Genomic DNA, 23822 nt, shown 5'->3' with positions numbered 1-23822 from the left:
GACTGTAGCGCCGGCCGTTACGAACGCAAAAGTTATTTGCATGAATCAACCTTTTCTTCGGAACATAAGAGCGCTGCAACGGGAAGTGAAAGCTCGGGCGGTCAAGAGCAAGGACCGGCAGGCGACCCTCGCGCTGCACCAAATTCGCCAGGGGCTGTTTGCGACGCGCCAGGCGACGATCAATTCGATGCGTAGCTTGCCAGCCAAGTGCTGCGAAGTGTACGGCAAGGGGCGAAAAGCGTTCGACGAAGGCATAATAAGAAGGCAAGTGTTGCCTCAGCTAGGGAACCTCCTCTCGTGGGATTTCGTTTGTCGAACGTTATCGAAGAACACCCCTACGTCAGGACTCGCGATCGCGACAATCGTTCCCTTCAAGCGCATGCGCCATGGCATCGCCATCGCCGTTCCAGCCGTCGTTTTGCGTCTATCAGCACGATCGCGAAGTCAGTATGAAGACCAACGGAACGAATGAACTCAACCCTGACTGACCTGGCCTTTAGCGGCTCAAGACGCGCACCGACTGCCGCTTGCGAGTCAGGCTAGCAACAGGTCGCTCGCGAAGCCTAAAGCGCACCGCACGTGCGCTGGTGTATGCGTCGGCGGTTCTGCTTCGCTTTGCGTCAGACTCGGTAATCCCCCCGCAAAAAGAGCGCGTTTGGAAGTAGAATTTTCTACTTAAGACAGAAAGCTCTACATGAAGACGTCCCGCTTTACCGACAGCCAGATCATCGCCATCCTGAAGCAAGCCGAAGCCGGCAGCCCTGTACCGGAGCTGTGCCGCGAGCACGGCATCAGCAACGCCACGTTCTATAAATGGCGCGCCAAGTACGGCGGCATGGACGCGTCGCTGATGGCACGCATGAAGGAGCTGGAAGACGAGAATCGGCGCCTGAAGAAGATGTACGCCGAGGAACGTCTCAAGGCCGAGATCGTCGCCGAGGCGCTGACAAAAAAGTGGTAGCGCCATCTCAGCGGCGAGAGATGGCGCAGTGGGCCGTGGCACAGCGGTCAGCCACGATTAACCTGGCATGCCGGGCATTTGGCATCAGCCAGACCTGCTACCGGTACAAGGCCAAGCTGGACGCGGAAAACAATGTGATTGCTGACTGGCTGGTACGGCTGACAAACAACCAGCGCAACTGGGGCTTCGGGTTGTGCTTCCTGTACCTACGCAACGTCAAAGACTTCAAATGGAACCATAAAAGGGTCTACCGGATTTATCGGGAGCTCGAGCTGAACCTACGGATCAAGCCGCGCCACCGCCTGGTGCGCGAGAGGCCGCTGCCATTGGCCGTGCCGACCACGATCAACCAGAGTTGGTCGATGGACTTCATGCATGACCAACTTGCCGACGGACGCAGCATCCGCCTGTTCAACGTCATCGATGATTTCAATCGGGAAGGCTTGGGCATCGAGGTCGATTTCTCGCTGCCGTCCGAACGTGTCATCAGATCGCTGGACCGGATTATCGACTGGCGTGGCAAACCGAACGCGATCCGCTGCGACAATGGCCCAGAGTACATCAGCGCCGTGACGTTGGCCTGGGCCGCCAGACGCGGAATCCGCATCGATTTCATTCAGCCAGGACAGCCTCAGCAAAACGCTTACGTCGAGCGTTACAACAGGACCGTGCGCTACGATTGGCTGGCGCACCATCTTTTTGAAACGCTCGACGAGATCCAGGAATTTGCCACTCGCTGGCTGTGGACCTACAATCACGACCGGCCCAACATGGCACTCGGCGGCATCACACCAAAACAGAAACTTGCCCTCGCCGCTTAACCTCTACTTCTAGCTCGCTCTAAAAACGGGGGGATTACCACTCAGGCCTACCACTAGCAACTTTGTCTTATCCGGCAATAAGTCGAAAAGTCCAATCTGGCACCGTTTGGTCATAAGGGCACCACTGGATAGTGAAAGACGCTGGGCGCCATCGCGCGGGTGCCACTTGATTGTTTAGCCGCTAAAGATACATCAAAGTTTAGCGATATATCGAACTCTGGCGCTCGGCTTCGGCGTAAGCTGATCTACGTCAAGCAGACCAGGGAGCCCAAGCGATGACGATCGGAGCAAAAACACATCTGGCACAAATACGGAAGCGCTCACGCAGCGTTGCGACTTCGAACACAGTGAAGCCGCTCCCTCCCAGCGACGGCGCGCCACTAATGATCGACATTACGTTGATCGACGAAGACCCTGCACAGCCACGCAGCAGGAACAACCCAGGACTGCGGCCAGAGAGCATTGCCGAACTGGCTGCAAGCTACGGCCCAAAAGGGCCAAAGACTCCCCTTTCCGTGCGAATCAATCCGAACGCAGCTGGTCGTTACATCATCAATCACGGTCATCGTCGCTACCGGGCCGGTAAGCTGAAGGGTTTGAGCACCCTGCCGGCATTCATCGATAACGACTACGACGATGCCGACCAGGTAATCGAAAACCTGCAACGTGAAAGCATGACGCCACGGGAAATTGCGGACTACATCGGACGCGAGCTTGCCAAGGGCAAGAAAAAGGGACAGATCGCCAGCCGTATCGGCAAGTCGGCATCATTCGTCTCTCAGCATGTCACGTTACTGGACCTTCCCGAGCCTGTCGCAATCGCTTTCCGGACTGGACGGGTCAACGACGTTACGGTCGTAAACGAACTAGTATCCGCGTTCAAGTCCGCCCCGATCGAAGTGACTCAGTGGTTGACTAATCCAAGCCAGGAGATGACCCGTGGCGAGATAAAACTACTCCGCGAATTCCTTGCCGAAAAGCGGCGAGACTCTCACGCGGCCTATCGGTCGGACGGGCAATTCAATTCAGATGTTGTGGAAGGCGGGCAGGATGTGGCCACAGCATCGGCGCGTGAACAGGGAGAAGCCGCGCGGCGGTTTAAAATCGGACTGATCAAGGTCCAACACAACGACCGGATTGCGTACCTACTGCTCACCAAGCGGCCGCTTTCCAGAGGTCGTGCCTGGCTGAGATTCGAAGACAATGGACAGGAGTGCGACGTCGCCCTGGCCGAGGTCCATCTCCTGGCTCTTGTTGAAGCATAAGCCGCGGCAATCGAGCCACGTCCATCGCTTCGATCGACCAACCTGCGGCACCTCAGGTAGCGCAAAACGATGCTTTACATCTCCCGGCCTGCCCATTCTACTCCCGAGTCATCGCGCAAAACCGAGCTGCGTGAACAGGGCTTCAATGGTCCCAGGGGAGTAATCAACCGTTCAACCTTGCCCGTCTTCCTACGCCACCATCAATACCCCGTACTTAAAGCGGGAGGCCACCACTGGAACGGATCAGCTACAATTTGCAGTTGACCGGCAGCGGACTTGGAAAGAGCGCCACGACTGAAGCGAATGCCATAGGGGAATGTCCATGAAACAGCGTCTTCTTGTCATGAACGGGCAACGACTCGTTCAAAACGAGCGGGAAGGTCAATGGGCGACTGAAAAGGTGGAGAAAGCTGCCGGCGTCAAGCCCGGCATCTATAACATCTTTCTCGCCGCTGTCGCCGACAAGGCGAAAGCGCACGAGGGCATCGTCGTCCATGTTGACCAGGACCATCTGTACCAACAGACCGGCAAAGGCTTCGTCAGACACGCGCTAGCCGACTTCAACAAGGTGCCTGACATCGGTATCCATATCAGCGTCAAATACGCGAGCGGAGCCGCCGAAACGGCCCAGGTGACAGCGAGCCGCCGGATGAAGCATGGCATCTCCTGAATGTCTACGGCTGCCCACATGGTCAACGCAGCGTTGCCCATAATGCGACTACTGCGGCAAGCAAGGTGATGCACGAAGCGACGACGTTAAATACAGCAAGTTGGCGCGCTTCGCGGAGCGGTTGCGCCAGCCTCGCTAGCAAGTCATCCAGTTCGTTGATAAGCACGCGCGCCGATGTCCTTGTGCCCTCCTCCATCAACTGGGCCATCGCCTGCTTGCCCGCGGCGAGCGACGCATTCAGGATTCGTTCTGATTTTTCCTTGGCGTCCAGGCTCCAGCGCTGAGCAAGCGCTTCCATCTCTTCCTTCAAACTTTCGATCTGTGCTCGCTGGGCCTTGGCGCTGTCCTGCATGAGACGGTGATTGATCGTTTGAAGGACGAAGATGGGATCGTCACGGCCGACTACGATGCCGTGCTTTTGCGCGATCTCCCGGATGAGGGCCTCGATCTGGTCTTCCCGTTCTTCAGCCACGTACGCCCCCTGTCAGATCACGGCAGCGCTGGCGATCTGTCCGAACACTTGATCACGGATGATCTTCAGGCGCTGTCGCGTCATGATCGTCAGCGTCCCGAGCGCCAGGGCTTCATCGAACGTAAGGCGGGCCTGCAGCATCTCCGCCAGGTCGCGGCCATAGGTTTCCTTCTTCAGGCTTGGCAGCCTGACGATGGCGGATACCCGATCCTTGTTCGCAACGTAGGCCTTCATCTGCTCGAATGTCTTGCCTTCGTGTTCTATCGGGCCGTAGTACGGGTTGAGCCAGACGACGAAGACAGCCTCTGGAGGGAACTGCCGGGCCAGCTGGGCGAAGCCATGAATCGTATCGAGCAGGGATTGCGCGCCAGCGATCACGATGTGGACGACCAACTGGTGTCCCATCTCGGTCAGCAGCGACGGCACCCTGTTACTGATCAGGAAGTGCGATAGAGGCACGAAGGAGCTCGCACCGTTGTCGACAATGACGTCGCCCTTGGCCGCGTCGATCATTTCGACCAGGTGGTCGAAGCTGCGCGGGTTGATCTCGTCATCCTCCATGATTTCCAGGCGCTGCACCTTGAGTGCGGCGTAACCCGAAAATGTGGCGTTGACCGGATCCGTGTCGATGTTGACCGGCTCACGGCCCACGTGACCCAATGCTTGGGCCAGCACCACTGCGACTAATGTCTTCCCGATACCGCCCCTACCCTGCAGGACGAAATGTGCTTTTGCCATTATATTAACTCCTCTCGATTGGGTGCGGCATGGAACGTGAAGCCGGTCAACTGATCCTGAACGGGCTGCGCATGGACGGGTGCTTGCGGCGTCCTGCTTTCTATTGAACTAGCGGGTGGCCCGCCTGCCGGCGTCACGGGCGATGCACGAGGCGCTTGGAACGTGCGCGCAACTGCTGGTTCCGCAGCGGATCGCACATGCCGTTTAACGTAGACGAGAAAGGCGTCGTAGCTGAATCCAATACGCTTCTGTTCAACCATATGCGTCCAGATTGTCTTGACCGGCCACCCCTGCTCGAGCGCTTCCCTCACGTCCTCCTTCACGCTCAGGAAGGCGACGCGATTCTTCTCGTGCCTGGCCGAGCGAGCCCGCTGCCTGACCCACTCGGCTAACTCCTCGTTGTAGGATTTTGCCATCGTGATTGCCCGTTCCGGCGTGATATCGACATTGTTCGCGCTGCTGTTCGAACCGTGGTTGCGCTGTGTGGTAACGGTGTGATTCGAGTATAGGAGAGCCGGTCTGAGTTTCGATATAAACGGTATGTTTCATTGATCTAGTCGAGGATTAACCGAAAGTCCGATTGGTATGCTGCCCTGGAGTATTCGACTCGCAGAGGCGGGCAGGATAGGTGAAGTGGGCCCACCGGCGCCGCCGGTGTTCCCACTTCCCTCCCCTTATTCGCACTTCGTGCTCAACGGGAATCCTGCTCTGCGAGGCCAGCCGGCTGCCGCCGGCCATACGGAGATGACGATGAACCAAAGGCGCACACGCAAGAACACGCCGCCGGTCAAGGTGTACTGCCTGCCGGAGGAACGTACACAGCTGCAGGCCAGCGCCAGCGCTGCCCGCAAGAGCCTGTCGACCTATCTGCTGAACGTCGGCCTGGGCTACCCGGTCCGAAACATCCTCGACCAGCGATGCGTCGAGGATCTCCTGCGCGTCAATGCCGACATGGGGCGGCTGGGCGGCCTGCTGAAGCTGTGGCTGACCAATGACGAACGTACCGCCGCGTTCAGCGAATCGACGATCCGCGCCCTGCTCGCGAAGATCGAAGCGACCCAGGACGAGCTACTGGACGTGGTCCGCGCGGTTCTGACCCCACGCGACGGGTGCGAGCGATTTTAGCGGCTAAAGTAAAAGCGCCCAGCCATGATCGCGAAGCACATCCCAATGAACGCCGCGGGCAAAAGCAGCTTCACCCGGCTTGTACGCTACCTGACGGATGCACAGGGCAAGGAAGTGCGCACGGGCGCAGTCCGGATCACCAACTGCATCAGTGACTCGGCCCAAGCCGCGGCACTGGAAATCCTCAACACGCAAACGATGAACACGAGGTCCACGGCCGACAAAACCTATCACCTCCTCATCAGTTTTCGCCGTGACGAAAATCCGGACGCGGCCACGCTGGCGGCGATCGAGGACTGCCTTTGCGATGGCCTTGGGTTCACCGGCCACCAGCGAATCAGCGTGGTACACGAGGACACCGACAACCTGCACGTACACGTCTCCATCAACAAGATTCACCCGACGCGCTACACGATCCATGAACCGTTCCGCGTCTATCGGGTCCTGGCCAAATTGTGCGACGGGCTCGAAAACGAGTTCGGCCTGCAAAAGGACAATCACACGCCGCAGCAAGTCGGTGCGGAGAATCGCGCGTCGGACATGGAACACCATGCGGGTATCGAAAGCCTGCTCGGCTGGATCAAGCGCGAATGCAAGGAGCAGATGCTGGGCGCGCGCTCGTGGGAACAGCTGCACGCAGTGCTCACCGAACATGGGCTGCGGATACACCCGCGCGCAAACGGGCTGGTGATCAGCGCTGACGACGGCACCATGGTCAAGGCCAGCTCGGTGGGACGTGAATTTTCCAAGCCGAACCTTGAAAAGCGATTCGGCTCTTTTCAGGCCACGCCTGGACAACAGATTTCACGCAAGCCGACGCGCCGATACCAGAAGCAACCGATCGCATCGAGCGTGGACACCACCGAACTGTATGCGCGCTATCGGGCGGCGCAGGCGGCGGCGCTGGACAGCCGCGCGCGCGAACGCGACCTGGCTCGGGGGCGCAAGGAGCGGCGTATCGAGGCGGCAAAGCGCAGCGTGCGGCTGAAACGTGCGGCCCTCAAGCTTGCCTCGATGCCGCGGCCGGCGAAGACACTGATGTACGGCGCCCTTACCCATGCCTTGGGCGAAGAGATCGCGGCCATCAAGAATCTATACCGGCTCGAACGCCGGGCCATCAACCGGCAGCACCGCCGGTCCCAGTGGACGGACTGGCTGCGGCGCGAAGCGGAAATGGGCGACCTCCAGGCGCTGGCTGCCCTGCGCAGCCGGAATCGGCAAGGCGGCCTGACGGGTAATACGGTCACCGGTGACGTCCCGCCGCAGCGTCCGGTCCGCCCCATTGGCCACGATAGCGTCACGAGGAAAGGCACGATCATCTACCGCGTCGGCAACAGCGCAATCCGGGATGACGGCGGCAGCCTTAAGGTTTCCCTTGGCGCGGACCAGATCGCGATGCAGAGCGCGTTGCGGATGGCGATCGCGCGATATGGCGAGCGTATCGCTGTCAACGGGTCGGATGACTTCAAGGAGCAGGTCCTGATGGCGGCAGTTGCCGGCAACCTGCGCGTTACGTTCTCCGACACTGCGTTGGAACAGCGCCGTTCGCAGCTGGTTCGTGCATCCTCGACCGGCGGGAAAATAGCGCCACCGCGTGCACGACAAGGCGTGGAAGAGGACAGGCGCCGGGTTTCGGACTACGTCGGCATGCACGAAGTGGCTGGTCCCACAAGGACGACGCAAAGCGCGCCACCGCCCGACACCGAGGCGTCAACACGCAGCGATGCCGCCGCAACGACAAGGCGTGCCCTCACCACCGGCGCCGCCGACAGGTACATCGCTGAGCGAGAACAAAAAAGATTCAATGGCTTCGATATACCGAAACACGCTCGATATACTTCCCTTAACGCCGGCACGGCCGCCTATGCAGGCACGCGCTGGATTGACGGCCATGCCCTGGCTTTGCTCAGGCAAGGTGACGAGGTCATGGTTCTTGAAGTCGACGAGGCGACCGCGCGGCGCCTGCGGCATCTGCCGCTGGGCGCTCAGTTAGGCGTGAATGCCCAAGGTGCCATCAAGTCGAAAGGACGCAGCAGATGAAAGCCGGGTTCAACAACGCGGTTGGTCCCCAAGTGCGCGAGCACGCAGCGCGACGCGGCAAGCTGCTCCCCGCCATGGCAGCGCTGTCCCTGGGCGGCGGCATGCAGACGGCGACCCAGTTCTTCGCGAGGGACATGCGTTACCAGGCAGCGCTTGGCGCCCATGTCGGCGACCATCTCTACGCGCCATGGGCGATTATCCATTGGGCCACCAAGTGGTATTCGTCCTATCCGGACGCGTTCATGCGCGCCGGCGGCGCAGGCATCACGGTTGCCGGCGTTGGCCTGATCGGTGTACTCATCTGCAAAATGGTCGGGGCCAATACCGCGAAGCCGAACGATTACCTGCACGGTTCGGCGCGCTGGGCCGAGAAGAAAGACATGCAGGACGCTGGCCTGCTGCCACGATCGCGCAAGTGGCATCAGATCCTGCGCGGCGTGGTACCAAGAGGCGGTCGCGGCGTCTATGTTGGGGCATGGATCGATGACGGCGGCAAACTGCATTACCTGAGACATGATGGGCCGGAACACGTACTGACCTATGCGCCCACCCGCTCGGGCAAGGGCGTTGGCCTTGTGGTTCCTACCCTGCTGTCCTGGCCCGACAGCGCGGTCATCACCGACCTGAAAGGCGAGCTGTGGGCCATGACGGCGGGCTGGCGTCAGGCGCATGCCAGGAACAAGGTGCTGCGCTTCGAGCCGGCTGACCCGGACTGCGATGTCCATATCAATCCGATGGAGGAGATCCGGTTCGGCACGGCGTATGAGGTTGGCGACGTCCAGAACCTGGCCACGCTGATCGTCGACCCTGACGGACGAGGACTGGAAACCCACTGGCAGAAGACCAGTCAATCCCTGCTGGTTGGCGTGATCCTCCACGCGTTGTACAAGCACCGGAACGAAGGCACGCCGGCCAACCTGGCCCATGTCGATTTTCTGCTGGCGGATCCGAACCGCAGCGTCGCGGAGCTGTGGATGGAGATGGTGACCTACCAGCACATGGACGGGAAGACCCATCCCGTCGTCGGAGCGGCGGCGCGCGACATGATGGACCGCCCCGAGGAGGAAGCCGGATCGGTCCTGTCGACAGCGAAGTCCTACCTCGCCCTGTGGCGCGATCCCGTCATCGCGCGCAATACCAGCCGCTCGACGTTTTCGATCGCGAGGGACCTGGTGAACCACGATAGTCCGGTCAGCCTGTATATCGTCACCCAGCCGGACGACAAGACGCGCTTGCGGCCCCTGGTGCGGATCGTGTTGAACTTGATCGTGCGCCTGCTGGCGAACAAGGTGGAGTACGAGCGGCACATGCTGGAGATGCCGTGGTGGCGCCGCGCGTTGGCCAAGATTGGATTTGTTCGGGCAGCGCATGCGCATATACGCGCCAAGCGCAAATACAAGCACCGGCTGCTGGGCATGATTGATGAATTCCCCAGCCTTGGAAAACTCGAGATCCTGCAGGAGTCGCTCGCGTTCGTTGCTACTTACGGGATCAAGTTCTATCTCATCTGCCAGGACCTGACGCAGCTCCGCAGCCGCGAGGTCGGATACGGTCCGGACGAGACCATCACGTCCAACTGCCACATCCAGAACGCCTATCCGCCGAACCGATTGGAGACAGCTGAACATTTGTCGAAACTCACCGGCATCACCACGGTCGTCAAGGAGCAGATCACGACCAGCGGCCGTCGTACCAGCGCTTTGCTCGGTCAGGTATCGCGCACCTACCAGGAGACGCAGCGGCCGCTGCTGACGCCCGACGAGTGCCTGCGTATGCCGGGCCCCAGGAAGGACGGCGACTTGATCGTGGAGGCTGGCGACATGATCGTCTCGGTCAGCGGTTTCCCGGCCATTTATGGCAGGCAGCCCCTGTTTTTCAAGGACGAGATCTTCGGCGCGCGTGCCGCGATTCCGGCACCGGCATGCAGCGACCAGCTACGGCCCGCAACAGAATCTCCGAGCGCCCAACGGATATCGCTATGAAATTCACGTTTCGACGTAGTGTCGTCCCCCGGACCGCCGGCCAGCGCCTGGTGCGCGCGCTTGGCATCAGCGCGTCCTTGCTCGGGGTAGCTGGCCTGTTCGGCCTGGCCGGTGCCAGAGTCAACACCAGCAGGAGCATTGCGCTTGGCCTCTACTGGACCAGCGAACGTCCGGCACGAAAAGGAGAGTATGTGCTGCTCTGCCCTCCGCAGGTCGGTGCGATCGAAGAGGCGCGCAGGCGCGGTTACCTGGCCGCGGGCTTCTGCCCGGGGGGCTATGGCTACATGATGAAACGGATCCTCGCCACCGGCGGCGATGCCGTGACGGTGGATGCCGTTGGGGTGCGCGTGAACGACGTAATGTTGCCCTTCAGCGTCCCTCTGGTGACCGACCGGGCCGGCCGTCCGATGCCGCGCCTGCGGACCAGTCGCTACGTGCTTAGTGCTTCTGAGGTGCTGCTGATGTCGGACGTGAGCACCACCTCGTTCGACGGCCGCTATTTCGGCCCCGTCAGCCGTGCGCAGATCAGGACCGTCATCGTACCGGTCCTCACATGGTAGGAGGACCGGCGACGCGTGCATCCCACTCCTCCTGACCTTCCAGCGTAAGCAGCACCCCCATTCCTGAATGATGCCGCCAGGCTGTCCAAGCCCGGCGATGGCCGCGTGCTGCCCGAATTTCCACTTTCACGATCCAAGGAGCGACACCATGATTGATCCGACGATTGAAGCACTCATTGCTGCTGCCACCGAAGCCGGCGAGAACGGCCATCTGGACATATTCCTGTTGTCCGATCCCGATCCAGACCGGCCCACCCTTGCCGCCGTCAAGCTGCGCGACGCACTGGTCGTCGGCTTCGAACCGGATTTCACCCCGCACGAGGCCGATGCGGCCGGGGCCTTCCTCGAGGACGCACTCGGTGAGGTGGACGCGCGCGAGCCCCATACGGGGCTGCGCCGGCTGCGCGTGACCGTCCTGCCGCCGAAGGCGCGAACCGTGTGAGTCCAGCACCTGGAGCGAACAGACATGGACACCACCGAACATAAAAAGCCCTTCCACCTGATCGTTGCGGAGAAGCTGATTAAACAACTGGAACAAGGTACCGCTCCCTGGCAAAAACCTTGGGAGCCGGGTGTGGACCTCCCACTGAATCCCGTCAGCGGCAAGCGCTACCGCGGCATCAACGCCTTGCACCTGATGAGCGAAGGACGCGGCGATCCGCGCTGGCTGACCTATCGGCAGGCGCAGGCAATGGATGCCCAGGTACGCGCCGGCGAGAAAGGCACGACGATCCAGTACTGGAAGTTTGCAGAAGAACGGCCGCTCGAACGCAATGGCAAGCCTGTCCTCGACGGACGAGGGGAACCCGTCAAACAGACAGTCAAGCTCGAGCGGCCTCGCGTATTTTTCGCGACCGTGTTCAACGCCGAACAGATCGACGGCCTGCCTCCGTTCACGGCACGAAAAGAACACGCATGGGATCCTATCGAACGGGCCGAGCGCATCCTGCGGGCGTCCGGCGCCGTGATCCGGCACGACGAACGGGACGCGGCGTATTATCAGCCGCGGGCCGACATCATCCACCAGCCGGGCAAGGGACAGTTCCCGGATGCCGCCTCGTACTATGCCGTGTCACTGCACGAACTGGGGCACTGGACTGGGCACAGCACGCGGCTTGGCCGTGACCTTGCGCATCCGTTTGGCAGCGAAGGCTACGCGCGCGAAGAGCTGCGTGCCGAGATTACCAGCATGATGCTCGGGAACGAAATCGGAATCGGCCACGATCCGAGCGGCACGCGGCCTACGTCGGCAGCTGGATCAAGGCGCTGCGGGATGACCCGCTTGAGATCTTCCGCGCCGCCGCCGATGCCGAGAAGATGTGCGAGTACGTGCTCGGGCTCGAACAGAAGCAGTTGCAGGATCTGTCCCCCGAACACACGTCGCAGTCAGCGGAAGCGGCGCATCCCGAGGCATTCGTGCAGCCCGATGGAACGCTGTGCGACTGGGACTCAGGCGCCGTGGTACCCGATGACTGGCATGGTGTCGTCAAGAACCAGGGAGCGTTCTGGTATGTCGGCAACGAAGGCGGCGAACGTTCCTTCACGGTGCTGGCGGCAAGCGAATACCAGGATGCCGAAGCCGAGGCAGCATGCGTACAGGTGCTGGCCGTCGACATCCGTCAGGTCCTGGACGACGTTGACTCGTCCCTCGCCCCCTATCAAGGCTACCAGCGCGAGAGTCTGGAAGCGGCGATGCGCAGCCGGCATCTGACATCCATCGCCAGCGTAACCGGCAGCGTCCCGGCGACATTCCACGAGACGGCCGAGGACCGTCTGTCGGCCATGTTTGGTCTCAAACCCGGCGGCACCGGTGCGGACATTGCGTACCTGGAGTGCGCCCGGCTTGCGCAGGCATTCGCAGGGGCAGCGTATCGGCTCGTCCACGTCACCAATCAGGAGAGGAATATGAATGGAACCGACAGGGCTGCGGCGCCCCTGCAGGCGCTGGAAACGGCCGAGACCGACCGCGTCGAACGCCAACGTCGCGCCGAAGCATGGACTCTTAGCAATCTTGTACAAGGAACGCAGGAGCGCGCGTTCGACAAGGCCTCGCTCGGGCAACTCAAGCGCGTCGAGCACGCATTGACCGCAATGCAGCCGACGGAACCGAATAACCCGTTCTGGGAAAGGCACGCGCTTCCGTCGGACGTCGAGAAATTGGAGGAGCAGATCCACCAGGCGCTTGCAGCGGTGGCCATACGTCAGTTGGACATGCGGGTGGCGGCAACCCGGCTGGCGCTGATTACCGGGCAGTCCTTCGGGCGGGAGACCAATGCGGACGCCGCCACCTTCGCCGGTGAAACCGAAGGCACGCTTGGGTTCACGCTGCCGCACGACTGGACGGGCGACGTACGCGTCGAGGGAACCGTCACGATGGATGCCAACGGCCAGCGGAAGGTCGTTCCAGCAGATGCCTCCGGGCGCGCGCCCGAAGCATGGGGTGTGTATGCCCGGCGCAGCGACGGCAGCTATCAATGGCTCGCGAATCAGACAACCGAAGCCGAAGCCGAGCGCACGGCCGAAAGGCTCGCGCGGATCGACGCGCATTCGACGCTCAGCGAATATGAGAAGGCGGCCAAGTTTGCGCGCATCCACGAAGCGCGAGTAACACGCTCCCCGGACAGCACGGACGCAGACATCGTGGCGGCGAAGGAGGCACGCAAGAGTGCCGAGGCTAACATGACCTTGCACGACGCCGATCTGCAGCGACGCATCGAGCATGCCGAACGCGAGCGTGGTCGCGAAGCCGTTGAACAAGACGCTCTGGACACCGCGAAAATGCTTATCGTCGTGCCATACAAGGAAAAGGACGAAGCTAAAGCGCTGGGAGCCAGATGGGACCGGCGGCGGCAGTCGTGGTATGTGCCCGCCGGCATGGACCCGGCGCCGTTCTCGAAGTGGTCGCAAACCGGCGGGCCAGAGGCCGGAAAAGTGGCGTCATCTGCCGCTACGAGCATGCAAACAGAGATTGGCCGCGTCTACCTGGCCGTGCCGTACAGCGAACGGGGCGAAGCCAGAGCCGCCGGTGCGCTCTGGGACAAGGCTGCCGGTTCATGGTATGTCGGACCACAGGAGAACATGGCCGCACTTGCCAAGTGGCGTCCAGAGAACGTCGCGGCACAGCAGGATCCTTCGATGACGCCACGGGAGGAATTCGCCGGGTTCCTGAAGTCGCTCGGCTGCGTGATCAGCGGCGAGCATCCGATCATGGACGGAAAGTCGCACCGGATCAGCGTGGAGGGCGAAAAACACAGCGCCAATGCCGGCTCGGGCTTCTATGTCGGGCATCTGGACGGACACCCGGCCGGCTACGCCAAGAACAACAAGACCGGGCGCGAGGAGAACTGGAAGGCTATGGGCTACGTACTGGGCAACGAGGAGAAAGCCCGTCTGGCCGCCGAAGCGGCCGCAAAGCTGCGGGAACGCGAAGCAGATCTGGCGCAGCGCCATGAACAGGCAGCAAAGCGGGTGGCCGCCCAGTTGGCCAAGCTGGTGCCGGCCGACCAACCGACGCCGTACATGGTAGCGAAGGGACTCGGGCCGCAGCCAGGCACGTTCACCGACAAGGATGGCAAGAAGACCTGCCTTCCGGCGATCGATACGAACGGCAAGCAATGGACAATGCAATACATCGGCGAGGACGGTACGAAACGATTTGCGAAAGACAGCAGAAAGGAAGGCTGCTTCCACGTGATCGGCCAAGGTCTGGATGAACTGGCCAACGTGCCGGCGATCGTGATCGCGGAGGGTTACGCGACCGCCGCCACGCTGCGCCAGACGCTGGGATATGCGACCGTGTCGGCTTTCGACTCCGGCAATCTCGCGCCGGTGGCGCAGACGCTGCACGGGAAATATCCGGACAAGCCGGTCGTCGTCGCGTGCGACGACGACCGTTATCTCGAACTGACCCAAGGTGTGAACCCGGGCCGCGGCAAGGGCGAGGAAGCTGCAAGACTGGTGGGTGGAACCGCCCTGCTGCCGATCTTCGCACCCGGCGAGAATGCCTACCCAGCGGGGCTTGCCCCTGTAACACCCGAACTGTTTCGCAAGCACCAACGAACCGGCGCGACACTGAGCGAGGAACAGCTAGCGGCGCTCGAACGCATGAAGCAGTTCACTGACTTCAATGATCTCGCGAACCGCAGCGTGCTCGGTCGGGATGGCATCGAGCGCCAGGTAAAAGCTGCGTGCAACTCCTCGGTCGCCAACGGTGACTCCGTCGAACAACAGGAAGTGCAGCGGATCCGCCAACTGGCACAAGACACGGCACAGGAGCAGAAACCTAAGCGACGCCGGAAGGCCGCTACGATTGCCTGAGTCGAAGTTTCCGGGCCGCGCTGTATAGGCGGTCCGGCCAGTCATAACGTCATCATTACTAGAATACTCGACCGTTGCGTAAACCGATCCTGAGGCGTGCTTCTAAGTATCTCTAACAAAACCACGTGCTTGCTTTCAGAGCAACACGGCCGTACACTGAGCCTTACGAACGGCCGGGTTCGGCCAAGAGCGGTCCCTGACCCGCTGGGCCAACGTTGCTTGAGGTCCCTCACGTGATAGCATGGTAGCGGTACAACCTTAACAAGGCTTCCAACGTCATGGTTCGTCAGTTTTATTCGCTCCGTAAAGGTACAAATCCAAATCTTAGCGGCCTTCCGTTATCAGAGATTCTTGGACTGCTAGTCCGACTGTACAACCAAATGAATGAAGACGGGTATTTCCACGAAGCGTTCGGTTATATCTGCGTCGACGCAGGAGAAGTATCTGGCACAGTTCGTGATCCCGAACTAGAAATGCTGCTGACGATACGGAAGACCGGTTTATGGCCGATTTTCGAGAAAGCACCATATTACAGCGAAGACGATCTCTTCGATGTTATTGAGTTTCTATACCTTTACGTTTCAAAACCGATCGATGGAACGATGCACTCCTATGGCCACTGTGGCATGCACTGGGAGACTTTCAATAAGGTCCTGGGGCAAGAGGAATTTCGATCAAAAATAAATTCTCTACTCACGCATTACGAGCAGCGCTATGAATTGTCGGTGAGCGGAGAGGTGCTTCATAAACCGGAAGCGGGATTCGAGCCCATTTTTGATGCTGACTTGCCTTCGAAAGATCAAAACGTTGTATCACGCGTCAGTGCCGCCACGTTACGGTATCGGCGACATGGATCGACACTTGATGACAGGCGTCAAGCAGTTCGAGACCTTTCGGACGTGCTTGAATATCTGCGACCTCAGGTTAAAACATTTCTCACAAGTGCTGACGAAAAAGATCTCTTCAACATCGCAAACAATTTTGGCGTGCGGCACCATAATGAAAAGCAGCGCACTGCGTATGACGCCAGCATCTGGCTCAGTTGGATGTTCTATTTTTATCTCTCGACCATTCATGTCGTGCTTCGAAAGATCGGACAAAAAACACATGAGTAGACTGCGCTAGAGATCTCGAGTGTGCACGAGAGCTCGTGTGGATTGTATGGCAGAGATCCGAGTGAAATGATCATGCGTGCCGTGGATCTTATTAATTCGACTGGATCAGTCGAAATAGAAAGACGACAGGAAACGCATGAGCACAATAACAAAGATTTTTGTTATTGCAGTCGCTAGAAGACGTTAGTTCGAGAAATGCCGGCGGCGAGAAAAGCGCATGCCAGCGAAAGCGATGGCGAGAAGCGCGACCGAACCGGGTTCGGGAAGCTCGGCAGGCGCCACTGTCCAACGGGCGTAAGACAGGTTGACCGACGCTTCGTTGGTATATCGGTAAAACATACGCGCGGTTTCGCTACGGGCTCCTCCTGAATAATTCGTCGCCATCCCGCCGATTACAACGCTGCCATCTATGGCAACTGGAGTGAGCACGTAGCAATACGATGTGTACGCTTGGCAGCCATTTGTTAAGCTGGAATCGCGTTCGAATACACCTGCCGCACTGTCTACGAAGACTTGATCGATGAGCGCTTGTGAAGCTGCCTGCGCGGTGTCGAAATCTCGGAAGTAAAAGCTGGACAACGCGCACACGCCAAATACTTCGGTACAGCTACCGCCGTTGAACGTTACATCATAATTCTGGGCGTTCACTACAACATTTTTGGCGCCCTTCAGAATGCCATCTTTAACCTGCAGAAGCGGCATGGCGCCTGCGGCGAGCGGAGCACAGATCGCGATGGAAGCAAAGGTATGGGAAAACAAATGACTATTTATGATTCTCATTGAAATGCTCTAGTGTGCTACAGCGACAAAATGAAGCTTCTGCGAATTGCTGACATTCTAATATAGTGTCCTCATTGCAACAACAGGTCGTTTCGATGTTCCCGTGTCGCCGTCGCCTTGGTTTGACTTAGCAACGGTGATGTGCTCCATACCCAAAAGCAACTGAAGGGTGGACGAGCGTCCAAGGAAAACTCTCGACTGTCAAACGCCAGCACAACGGTTCCACGAGTCGTTCCGTTGTAGAGATAGCGAAAGTCACTGCGGGAAACACCGGAGTAATCACCGCAATTTCTGCGTTGTTTAGATTGCTTATGCGGCGATTACGACTTACAATCACCGCATGAAATGCGGAGATTATTCTTATATCTGGCAAGCTCCTGATTGGCCGAACTGGCGCTACGATCTGACGGCACTGGCATCGCCTCTCGCGCAGGTCAGCCAGGCACAGGGACTTTTGCTGGGTCGGCTCACCGATATTGGCTTGGGTTTGCGAGACCACGCCAGTCTAGCCGCGCTGACCGATGACGTCATCAAGACCAGCGAAATCGAGGGCGAACATCTGAACGTTGCATCGGTACGCTCGTCCATCGCGCGTCGCCTCGGCGTTGATATCGGCTCCCTGGCGCCGGTAGACCGGCACGTGGAAGGCGTGGTCGAAATGGTGCTCGACGCGACGATCAACAGTGCATCGCCACTCACGCAGACACGTCTTTTTGCGTGGCATGCTGCTCTTTTCCCGACCGGCTATTCCAGCCTGAGCAGGATCGCCATCGGTAGGTGGCGCGACGATGCCCAAGGCCCGATGCAGGTGGTCTCCGGCCCCATTGGCCGCCAGCGCGTGCACTACGAGGCACCGCCTGCCGAGCATCTGTCCGACGAAGTAGAGCGCTTCCTGGAATGGCTCAATGCGCCGCTCCAGGTAGAGCCAGCGCTGATCCGCGCCGGACTGGGACACCTGTGGTTCGTCACACTGCATCCGTTCGACGACGGTAACGGCCGCATCGCGCGCGCAATTGGCGATCTTTTGCTGGCGCGGGCGGATGGCAGTCCTCAGCGCTTCTACAGCCTGTCGGCGCAGATTCAGCGTGAGCGCAAAGCCTATTACGAGATCCTGGAGCGCACCCAGAAGAGGAACCTGGATGTGACGGAGTGGCTCCTGTGGTTCCTGCAGATGCTTGGCGAGGCCGTGCGGCTGGCCAATCACGCTCTCGATGCGGTGCTGGACAAGGCCCGTTTGTGGCAGCGGCTGTCGGGAATCGCGCTTAACGAACGTCAGGTAAAGGTCCTCAACCGCCTGCTCGATGATTTCGAAGGCAAACTCACCAGTAGCAAATGGGCCGCGCTGGCCAAATGCTCGCCCGATACCGCGCTACGGGACATCCAGGAACTGGTAACCCAGGGAGTCCTGCAGCGTTCTGGAGCCGGTGGGCGCAGTACCAGCTATGACTTGGTAAAGAAGGGGCCGAATCCTCAGCCCTAACTGCTGGTTGGACAACGGCGGAGATGGAACACGCGACACTTTCCAGCAGATCTTGCCGGAAGTCGAGAGCGAACATGGCCAGATCTCTTACGAACGATCGCGGAAAGCAGCTACCTCTGATTCACGGTCAGCCGCCCCATCGGCGGCGGACAAACTATCTGCACCGAAAGAGACTGCTTTGTCAGCGGTTTCTCGCGCCTTAATCGCGGTAGCGATTTTGCCGCCAGTTGTTTCTCGAATACGGTCGAGCGCATTCGTTTTCATGTCGCCAACTTTGTCCTTGGCGACATCCCACGAACCGACTGCTAAGTTACCGACCGTCCCTACAGCTACCTTACCCGCCTTAGCCGCGATTGAGCCAAGTGCTTTGATGGCTGCACCACGTTTTACTTCGCCAGGAGAGCCCTCATCCCTTCCGGAGCCCGTTGCCGAGGTTTGGACTCCTAAAGGCATTTTCCCTATTGTTGCCCCTCCACCTGAACTTCCGAGACCTGCCTTGAAGACATCCGTCGACGTCGGGCTCCCGCTACCGGAGTTGGCCACGCTAGCATGCCCTTCGCCCATTGCTGCCGCCAGCGGACTATCGACGCCACTTCCTGAAGTTCCGGACGCGCTTTGTCCTGAAGTTCCGAACGCGCTTTGCAACGAGCTTGTTCCACCAGCATTTTCCGCAGCATTCGCTTTGGAGAAAGCTGACATCAACGCTTGAGCTCCTCCCCCAAGACCTGCAGCGCCAGAAGCAAGAGCGGCCCCGGCCGTAGCCATGCCGGCACTTGCAAACGCAGCTGCGCCGATCACGGCTCCAGTTCCGAACCCGCTTCCCAAAGCAGGGTTGCCAGCTCCCGCAAGGCCGCCAATGAGACCGGGAACGGTTTCAACAAGGCGAAGCAGGACCAGGGCTACGACCAGCATCACACTCAACTCTTTGAGCGTGAGCCCCGTGCTCATTCCAGCGTAATAAAGGTCGACAAACGATTTCCCTACTCCAACGAGAAAGATCATCGTGAAGAGTTGTGCCGCAATGTTGAGGACCGTCTTGTAATATGCAATTGCCATGTCAGAGGTCCAGCGCGAGCCGCCAAAGCCCAAGAAAAAAACGCCTGCATAGGCCAGAATCCATCCGCTGACCAAAAGAAGCAGCATGTTGACGGCCACCAGGGCAAAAACAACGAGCACAATGCCGCTGATAACCAGTCCGGTGGCACTATCGATGGGTTTCCAAACGGTCGACATATCGAGCACTTTGAAAAAAATATCAAAACCTATGTCGACAATTCCTGACGGGGCCAAGGTATTCGGTACGCCTGCGGCCTCAGCAGCTACTTGACGCAGTGAGCTGGTGATTGAGTTAGAAAAAGTAGGACCATTCGTCAATGCCCACCAAAAGAACCCGGTAAAGATAGTAAAGCGCACGAACTCGGTATAAAACTCGGCCAGGTCAGCTTTACGTACTGCCATGATTCCAAAAGTCCAAACCATGCTGATGACAACCAAGGTCCAAAACAGCCAGCTCGCACGCGTAGTGACCAGCGAGCCCCACGTTGCCGCTGCGGCTGAATAGCGGTCGAGGACCCTATCAAGAATTCCTCTGTTATCGACGGCAGCCATTGCTCGCGCCGAAAACAGTGCGAGCGAAGAGAGCATTAACAGCAACAGGTATCTCAGGTTGACCGGCTGTCTCATGTTAGCCTCACCAATTCCTTGCTGGGCTCGGCTTAAAGGGAGGTCCAGCACGCGGGCATTTCTTCGCGAGTTCGATTTGCTGCGCCTCGCTTAACTTTCCTGTGGCCAGCTCAGCACAATTCGGACTTGCCGCCGTATCTGCCCGGTCACTGCAAGCGCTCAATGCTTCGGCACCAAGAAAAAACACCACAAAAAACTGCGTCGCTTTCATGGCTGAGATCTCCCTTTACCAAGTGCGGGCCGGGCTTGGCAGGAACTTTCCCGCGCGTAGCTGGACGGCAGCGGCAGCTTCTTTCGCTTCCTGATCTGCAAGGAACTGGTCTCGTGTAGCAACCGCGTTCTGTTGCGCGATGAGCAACGCCCGGATCTGCAGCAACTGGTTCGCCTGATGGCTGGCCAGCTGGTTCGCGTAGCCGATCGCCTGCACTTGGCCTTGCGCGCCCTGGGCCGATGCTTGCAACCGCTCGAGCTGGCGTGCATCCGCGACCATGGCATCCTGCTGGCGGTCGAGACCACGGAACAGAGCGTCGTTGGCCTTCTTCTGCGCCTCCGATCCGAGACGTTGGGACGCCTGCATCATCTCCCACTCAGCTTGAGTGCAGCCGTTGTACGAGAAGCAGCGCGACGCCTGGTAAGTACTCATGTCCTTGAACTTGCCGAGGTAGGTATCGACGCTGCCGAGGGTATTCTTGTAGTAGACCAGCGTGTCGATCGAAGCGCGCAGCTGATTCATGGTGGACTGCGCCTGATCCCAGATATTCGAGGTCGGTGCCGCCGTGTTGCGCAGCATATTCTCGTACTGCAGCAGTTGAGTCTGGTACTGCTGGATTTGCTTCAAGGTCTGTGAAATGCTTTCTCTCGCAGTGATTGTGGACTGCACCACGTTCGCGGCGTCGATGACCGCCCACTGGGCGGAGGCTGGCGCAGTCAATCCCACCCCAACGGAGAACGCCAGGGCTGATGCAACTTTAGCGGCCGAAATGGTGCTGCGCGGGGTGTTCATGGGCTTCTCCTTGCGTTAATAATCGAACGGTTCATACGGCTTGGAAAACGTCAGGTCCTTGGTGACGATGACGTTGAAGCGATAGCCGGGTCGGATCTCAAGCGTGGGCGCGATGTTGAGGTTCTTCGCGACGAGCTGCGCGGTCACCTGGCCCAACTGCTGCCCGACCGCCTCGCTCATCGCGCTGCCAAGACTTGGACGGCCATATCCGCTGTTCTCGGGCTGGCTGGTCGCGATCCCCGCCGTCACGGCCGACATCAGGAAGGCAGACGAGAAGGTCTTCCAGTAATGGTTGTTCACCTTGTCGTTAAAGCCCGCATATCCGGTGCTGTCCACGCCCGGCATAGCGCCGATGTTCATTGCCTTCCCATCCGGGAACACAATGCGCTGCCATGCGACGAGCACCCTTGCCTGGCCGTAGGCGACATCACTGGAGTAGGCCCCGACCAGGCGCGAGCCCTGCGGTATCAACTTCCATTTGCTACGGGGCGTGTCGTACACGTCTTGGCTGACCTGCGCCATGATCTGACCAGGCAGCTCCGAGTTGATGCCCGAGATCAGAATCGCCGGAATCACGAAACCTGCGCGCAGCTCGTAGGGTGTACGTGGCGCTTCCGGCTGAGCATCGAGCCGCCAGCGGTCGCCCTGCCCTCCTGCGAACCGTGCCACGTCGTTGCGTCCACCGCCGGCCTGCACCGGCGGCGAAATGCCAGACATACCCGACTCCTGGGCAGACTGGCTTGCGCGCAGCAATTGCAGGCGACCTTTGTACGCCGCGGTCGGATCGTCGGTGGCCGCCGATTCGATCTGCTGGCGCACGACTGCCAACTTGGCCAGGACCTCGTCTCGGCTGGCCGGCATGGTGCCGGCGAACGGGTTCGAAGCGGGACCAGGGACTGCGCTCGAAGCGGCGCTGCGCGGTGCCACGCCCTGCAGGCTCGAACGTGCCCTCGCCGCCTCGTCGAGCTGCTGCAATTTGATAGTTCGGATACGTGCGGCCTCGTCTTCAGCCGGACTGCGCGTTCCACCCTGCGCCGCCATCTGCTGATCCTGCGTCCACTGCTGTTGTGTCGAGGTCGGTGGCGCTGGCGGCAGGTCCGGATTCTCGGGTCTGGCGGTTACCAACGCAGTGTGGCTCGCGTCGGTCGATTCAGGTGGCGCGGGAATCGACGGCGCCACCGCTGCCGCCTGGACCATGCCGTATTTCTGCTCGCCCACGATTGCGTTCGCGAACATCGTCGCATTGCCGGCCTTCTGCGGCACCTTCTCGATCGGTTCATTCTGTTGGCGGGCGCGGTTGGCCGCGACCGACGCCATGATCACCAGGAACGTCGTCATGGCGCCGCCAAGGATGTACAGCGGCACATTGTTTACGCGCCGGACGCCGGCTCTCTTCGACTGCTGCCCCGGAGAGGCGTCCGGCGACATGTCGTGTTCTGGCACGCCGCTCATGGCCCTACTCCTTCCGTACCCAATAGCCGGCCGGCGCCACGCTACCGTCCTTGGCCAGGTACACGCGCGACAGGCTTTGAGCATCGATTGTCAGCGTGACCCGGTACAGATCGGTTTCGGACGGCTGGTCGAACACATAGGCCAGCGTTCTGCGCTTGCCCTTGTCGTCGGCACCGGACCTGGACGCCGGCATGTGTTCCTGCAGCGCGTAGCCCTGCTCCCTCAGCGTGGCCACCAGCGAAGTGCCGAACGGATCGGTGGCGCCATGCTGCAGCTCGAAGCGGGTGCCGGCCGGCGGGTACAGCGTGACCAGCTTTTTGACGGTGTCATCGACCATTTTCTTGTCGATGGCGTCACTGGCCATCGCGAAGCGGCCGTAGCCGACGGGCTTGGGAGTCGCCGCGCAGCCGGCCAAGGCCGCCGGCAGCACCAGGAGAGCGATCTTGCGCATGTCATTTCTCCTTCGTGATCGTGATGCGCTCCTGGTTCTTGCCGGCGCCGGCAATGAGGATCGCTTTCTGGAACACGTTGTCGACGATGTAGCGGTCGCCCTGCACGCGATAGTTGACGGTGACGGTCTCATCGTCGCCGCTTAGCCAGCCACCCTCCTTGCGCACTACCAGCAGGACCGGCGCTTCGGTCTGGTTCATGGTGGCAGGCATCTGGATCACAGTCCTGGTGCCATCGTTGTAGACACGGACCGGCTTCCACGCCGTCGCGCCCTTGACCTCGTAGTTGAAGCTCAGATCGCGCACGTCTTCCTGCGTGCCTGGAAGCGTACGCTCCTGCTTGAGCCTTGCCTCTCGCATCCGGACTTCGTCCCATTTGGCCGCATCGTCCTCCATGTACGTGAAGCCGACGCGTGGCATGTAGTCGGTCCGGTGCGAGCGCAGGCGGATGTGGTAGGTGCGCCGGTTGGTGGCGACGATCAGTGATGTCTCCAGCCCAACGTCGATTGGTTTGACGACCAGGTGCTGGACCTCCGTCGGGCCGCTGCCGCTGATCGCCGGCTCCACCGTGAAGCGGGTGTCGCCGACGTTCATGTTGTTGACCTGCTCGCCGGCCTGCAGTTCGATGTCGCACACCTGTAGTACCGCGCACACGACGGTGATCCGCTGGGCACCGTAGACAAAGCGCACCATCCCGTCGGGGCCAGGAACCGGTTTAATGGCGTCGCCGCTGGCTTGCCAGCGCTGGGCCACGGCGAGCGCCGCCTTTTCCTGGCTGGTCAGCTTCCCGTTCTCTTTCGAGAAGTATGCGTCGGCGGCCTTGCGCTCCGCGGTGGCCGTGCCCGTTTCGCCAGCCAGGGCGGCAAGAGGCAGAGTGCAAAGGGTCGCTGCTATCAAATGCTTTTTCAT

22 protein-coding genes and 1 pseudogene are annotated in these 23822 nt (G+C 60.0%); 13 read left to right on the top strand and 10 right to left on the bottom strand.

Features of this window, described 5'->3' with window-relative positions:
• Positions 1-40 precede the first annotated feature (40 nt).
• From ACEN98_RS14580 to ACEN98_RS14565, 4 genes are all read left to right on the top strand, one after another.
• Positions 41-472, top strand: coding sequence for a hypothetical protein (locus tag ACEN98_RS14580; protein ID WP_413385471.1), 432 nt, complete (start codon positions 41-43; stop codon positions 470-472).
• A 222-nt stretch (positions 473-694) separates the two neighbouring features.
• A protein-coding gene (locus tag ACEN98_RS14575) for an IS3 family transposase (protein WP_413385469.1) occupies positions 695-1782 on the top strand; the annotation gives its coding sequence in 2 pieces (ribosomal slippage) (positions 695-947 and positions 947-1782; 1089 coding nt in all).
• Between the two features lie 383 nt (positions 1783-2165).
• The gene (locus ACEN98_RS14570; protein WP_413385467.1) at positions 2166-3047 is read left to right on the top strand and encodes a ParB/RepB/Spo0J family partition protein; all 882 of its coding nucleotides are present in this window, start codon (positions 2166-2168) and stop codon (positions 3045-3047) included.
• Positions 3048-3369: 322 nt separating this feature from the next.
• A complete protein-coding gene (locus ACEN98_RS14565) occupies positions 3370-3717 on the top strand; it encodes a KfrB domain-containing protein (RefSeq protein ID WP_413385465.1) in 348 nt (115 codons plus the stop codon).
• 22 nt (positions 3718-3739) lie between these two features.
• Here the strand turns inward: ACEN98_RS14565 and ACEN98_RS14560 are convergent, their stop codons facing one another.
• The 3 genes from ACEN98_RS14560 to ACEN98_RS14550 are packed head-to-tail and all read right to left on the bottom strand — an operon-like array spanning position 3740 to position 5343.
• Positions 3740-4189 (bottom strand): conjugal transfer protein TraM, encoded by a 450-nt coding sequence (locus tag ACEN98_RS14560; protein ID WP_413385463.1) that lies wholly within the window; start codon positions 4187-4189, stop codon positions 3740-3742.
• 12 nt (positions 4190-4201) lie between these two features.
• Positions 4202-4927, bottom strand: coding sequence for a conjugal transfer protein TraL (locus ACEN98_RS14555; RefSeq protein WP_413385461.1), 726 nt, complete (start codon positions 4925-4927; stop codon positions 4202-4204).
• Complete coding sequence (locus ACEN98_RS14550) at positions 4927-5343, bottom strand: TraK family protein (protein WP_413385459.1); 417 nt, start codon at positions 5341-5343, stop codon at positions 4927-4929. The genes ACEN98_RS14555 and ACEN98_RS14550 overlap by 1 nt, the downstream gene beginning before the upstream one ends.
• 334 nt (positions 5344-5677) lie before the next feature.
• Here ACEN98_RS14550 and traJ point away from each other — a divergent pair, with 334 nt between their 5' ends.
• From traJ to ACEN98_RS14510, 8 genes and pseudogenes are all read left to right on the top strand, one after another.
• A complete protein-coding gene (gene traJ / locus ACEN98_RS14545) occupies positions 5678-6052 on the top strand; it encodes a conjugal transfer transcriptional regulator TraJ (protein ID WP_413385456.1) in 375 nt (124 codons plus the stop codon).
• 24 nt (positions 6053-6076) lie between these two features.
• A complete protein-coding gene (traI, locus tag ACEN98_RS14540; protein WP_413385454.1) occupies positions 6077-8092 on the top strand; it encodes a TraI/MobA(P) family conjugative relaxase in 2016 nt (671 codons plus the stop codon).
• On the top strand, positions 8089-10074 hold the full coding sequence (locus ACEN98_RS14535) for a type IV secretory system conjugative DNA transfer family protein (RefSeq protein ID WP_413385451.1): 1986 nt from the start codon (positions 8089-8091) through the stop codon (positions 10072-10074). The genes traI and ACEN98_RS14535 overlap by 4 nt, the downstream gene beginning before the upstream one ends.
• On the top strand, positions 10071-10634 hold the full coding sequence (traF, locus tag ACEN98_RS14530) for a conjugative transfer signal peptidase TraF (RefSeq protein WP_413385448.1): 564 nt from the start codon (positions 10071-10073) through the stop codon (positions 10632-10634). Before ACEN98_RS14535 ends, traF begins: the two co-directional genes overlap by 4 nt.
• Positions 10635-10782: 148 nt before the next feature.
• Positions 10783-11076 carry a hypothetical protein gene (locus tag ACEN98_RS14525; RefSeq protein ID WP_413385445.1) on the top strand — a complete coding sequence of 98 codons (294 nt, stop codon included), beginning with the start codon at positions 10783-10785 and terminating at the stop codon, positions 11074-11076.
• A 24-nt stretch (positions 11077-11100) separates the two neighbouring features.
• Positions 11101-11996: pseudogene (locus ACEN98_RS14520) on the top strand (ArdC family protein); the annotation flags it as partial.
• Between the two features lie 96 nt (positions 11997-12092).
• A complete protein-coding gene (locus ACEN98_RS14515) occupies positions 12093-14951 on the top strand; it encodes a DUF5710 domain-containing protein (protein ID WP_413385992.1) in 2859 nt (952 codons plus the stop codon).
• A 380-nt stretch (positions 14952-15331) separates the two neighbouring features.
• Positions 15332-16066 carry a hypothetical protein gene (locus ACEN98_RS14510; RefSeq protein WP_413385442.1) on the top strand — a complete coding sequence of 245 codons (735 nt, stop codon included), beginning with the start codon at positions 15332-15334 and terminating at the stop codon, positions 16064-16066.
• Between the two features lie 183 nt (positions 16067-16249).
• Here ACEN98_RS14510 and ACEN98_RS14505 read toward each other — a convergent pair whose 3' ends face one another.
• Positions 16250-16846 (bottom strand): PEP-CTERM sorting domain-containing protein, encoded by a 597-nt coding sequence (locus ACEN98_RS14505; protein ID WP_413385439.1) that lies wholly within the window; start codon positions 16844-16846, stop codon positions 16250-16252.
• Positions 16847-17186: 340 nt separating this feature from the next.
• Here ACEN98_RS14505 and ACEN98_RS14500 point away from each other — a divergent pair, with 340 nt between their 5' ends.
• On the top strand, positions 17187-18326 hold the full coding sequence (locus ACEN98_RS14500) for a Fic family protein (protein ID WP_413385436.1): 1140 nt from the start codon (positions 17187-17189) through the stop codon (positions 18324-18326).
• 87 nt (positions 18327-18413) lie between these two features.
• Here the strand turns inward: ACEN98_RS14500 and trbL are convergent, their stop codons facing one another.
• Genes trbL through trbG form a run of 6 tightly spaced genes read right to left on the bottom strand, consistent with a single transcriptional unit; the run spans position 18414 to position 23822 of the window.
• Positions 18414-20009: a P-type conjugative transfer protein TrbL gene (trbL, locus tag ACEN98_RS14495; RefSeq protein ID WP_413385433.1), complete on the bottom strand. Its 1596-nt coding sequence runs from the start codon at positions 20007-20009 to the stop codon at positions 18414-18416.
• 7 nt (positions 20010-20016) lie between these two features.
• The gene (gene trbK, locus ACEN98_RS14490) at positions 20017-20220 is read right to left on the bottom strand and encodes an entry exclusion lipoprotein TrbK (protein ID WP_413385430.1); all 204 of its coding nucleotides are present in this window, start codon (positions 20218-20220) and stop codon (positions 20017-20019) included.
• Positions 20221-20235: 15 nt separating this feature from the next.
• Positions 20236-21012, bottom strand: a complete 777-nt coding sequence (gene trbJ / locus ACEN98_RS14485) for a P-type conjugative transfer protein TrbJ (RefSeq protein ID WP_413385427.1) — start codon at positions 21010-21012, stop codon at positions 20236-20238.
• A 15-nt stretch (positions 21013-21027) separates the two neighbouring features.
• A complete protein-coding gene (locus ACEN98_RS14480; protein ID WP_413385424.1) occupies positions 21028-22464 on the bottom strand; it encodes a TrbI/VirB10 family protein in 1437 nt (478 codons plus the stop codon).
• A 4-nt stretch (positions 22465-22468) separates the two neighbouring features.
• The gene (locus ACEN98_RS14475) at positions 22469-22915 is read right to left on the bottom strand and encodes a conjugal transfer protein TrbH (protein WP_413385421.1); all 447 of its coding nucleotides are present in this window, start codon (positions 22913-22915) and stop codon (positions 22469-22471) included.
• A 1-nt stretch (position 22916) separates the two neighbouring features.
• Positions 22917-23822 carry a P-type conjugative transfer protein TrbG gene (gene trbG / locus ACEN98_RS14470; protein ID WP_413385418.1) on the bottom strand — a complete coding sequence of 302 codons (906 nt, stop codon included), beginning with the start codon at positions 23820-23822 and terminating at the stop codon, positions 22917-22919.

Source organism: Massilia sp. CT11-137, assembly GCF_047302885.1.
Classification (GTDB): Bacteria; Pseudomonadota; Gammaproteobacteria; order Burkholderiales; family Burkholderiaceae_D; genus Telluria; species Telluria orientalis.
The sequence above is the reverse complement of the archived record's forward strand: the minus strand, read 5'-3'. Positions and strand labels throughout refer to the sequence as shown.

Bases quoted from the DNA above. Each gene is read 5' to 3' on its own strand.
- ACEN98_RS14535 (WP_413385451.1), top strand. From the start codon at position 8,089: ATGAAAGCCGGGTTCAACAACGCGGTTGGTCCCCAAGTGCGCGAGCAC.
- trbJ (WP_413385427.1), bottom strand. From the start codon at position 21,012: ATGAACACCCCGCGCAGCACCATTTCGGCCGCTAAAGTTGCATCAGCC.
- ACEN98_RS14525 (WP_413385445.1), top strand. From the start codon at position 10,783: ATGATTGATCCGACGATTGAAGCACTCATTGCTGCTGCCACCGAAGCC.
- traI (WP_413385454.1), top strand. From the start codon at position 6,077: ATGATCGCGAAGCACATCCCAATGAACGCCGCGGGCAAAAGCAGCTTC.
- traJ (WP_413385456.1), top strand. From the start codon at position 5,678: ATGAACCAAAGGCGCACACGCAAGAACACGCCGCCGGTCAAGGTGTAC.
- ACEN98_RS14570 (WP_413385467.1), top strand. From the start codon at position 2,166: ATGATCGACATTACGTTGATCGACGAAGACCCTGCACAGCCACGCAGC.
- ACEN98_RS14565 (WP_413385465.1), top strand. From the start codon at position 3,370: ATGAAACAGCGTCTTCTTGTCATGAACGGGCAACGACTCGTTCAAAAC.
- traF (WP_413385448.1), top strand. From the start codon at position 10,071: ATGAAATTCACGTTTCGACGTAGTGTCGTCCCCCGGACCGCCGGCCAG.
- trbL (WP_413385433.1), bottom strand. From the start codon at position 20,009: ATGAGACAGCCGGTCAACCTGAGATACCTGTTGCTGTTAATGCTCTCT.
- ACEN98_RS14500 (WP_413385436.1), top strand. From the start codon at position 17,187: ATGAAATGCGGAGATTATTCTTATATCTGGCAAGCTCCTGATTGGCCG.
- ACEN98_RS14555 (WP_413385461.1), bottom strand. From the start codon at position 4,927: ATGGCAAAAGCACATTTCGTCCTGCAGGGTAGGGGCGGTATCGGGAAG.
- ACEN98_RS14510 (WP_413385442.1), top strand. From the start codon at position 15,332: ATGAATGAAGACGGGTATTTCCACGAAGCGTTCGGTTATATCTGCGTC.
- ACEN98_RS14480 (WP_413385424.1), bottom strand. From the start codon at position 22,464: ATGAGCGGCGTGCCAGAACACGACATGTCGCCGGACGCCTCTCCGGGG.
- trbK (WP_413385430.1), bottom strand. From the start codon at position 20,220: ATGAAAGCGACGCAGTTTTTTGTGGTGTTTTTTCTTGGTGCCGAAGCA.
- ACEN98_RS14475 (WP_413385421.1), bottom strand. From the start codon at position 22,915: ATGCGCAAGATCGCTCTCCTGGTGCTGCCGGCGGCCTTGGCCGGCTGC.
- ACEN98_RS14550 (WP_413385459.1), bottom strand. From the start codon at position 5,343: ATGGCAAAATCCTACAACGAGGAGTTAGCCGAGTGGGTCAGGCAGCGG.
- trbG (WP_413385418.1), bottom strand. From the start codon at position 23,822: ATGAAAAAGCATTTGATAGCAGCGACCCTTTGCACTCTGCCTCTTGCC.
- ACEN98_RS14580 (WP_413385471.1), top strand. From the start codon at position 41: ATGAATCAACCTTTTCTTCGGAACATAAGAGCGCTGCAACGGGAAGTG.
- ACEN98_RS14505 (WP_413385439.1), bottom strand. From the start codon at position 16,846: ATGAGAATCATAAATAGTCATTTGTTTTCCCATACCTTTGCTTCCATC.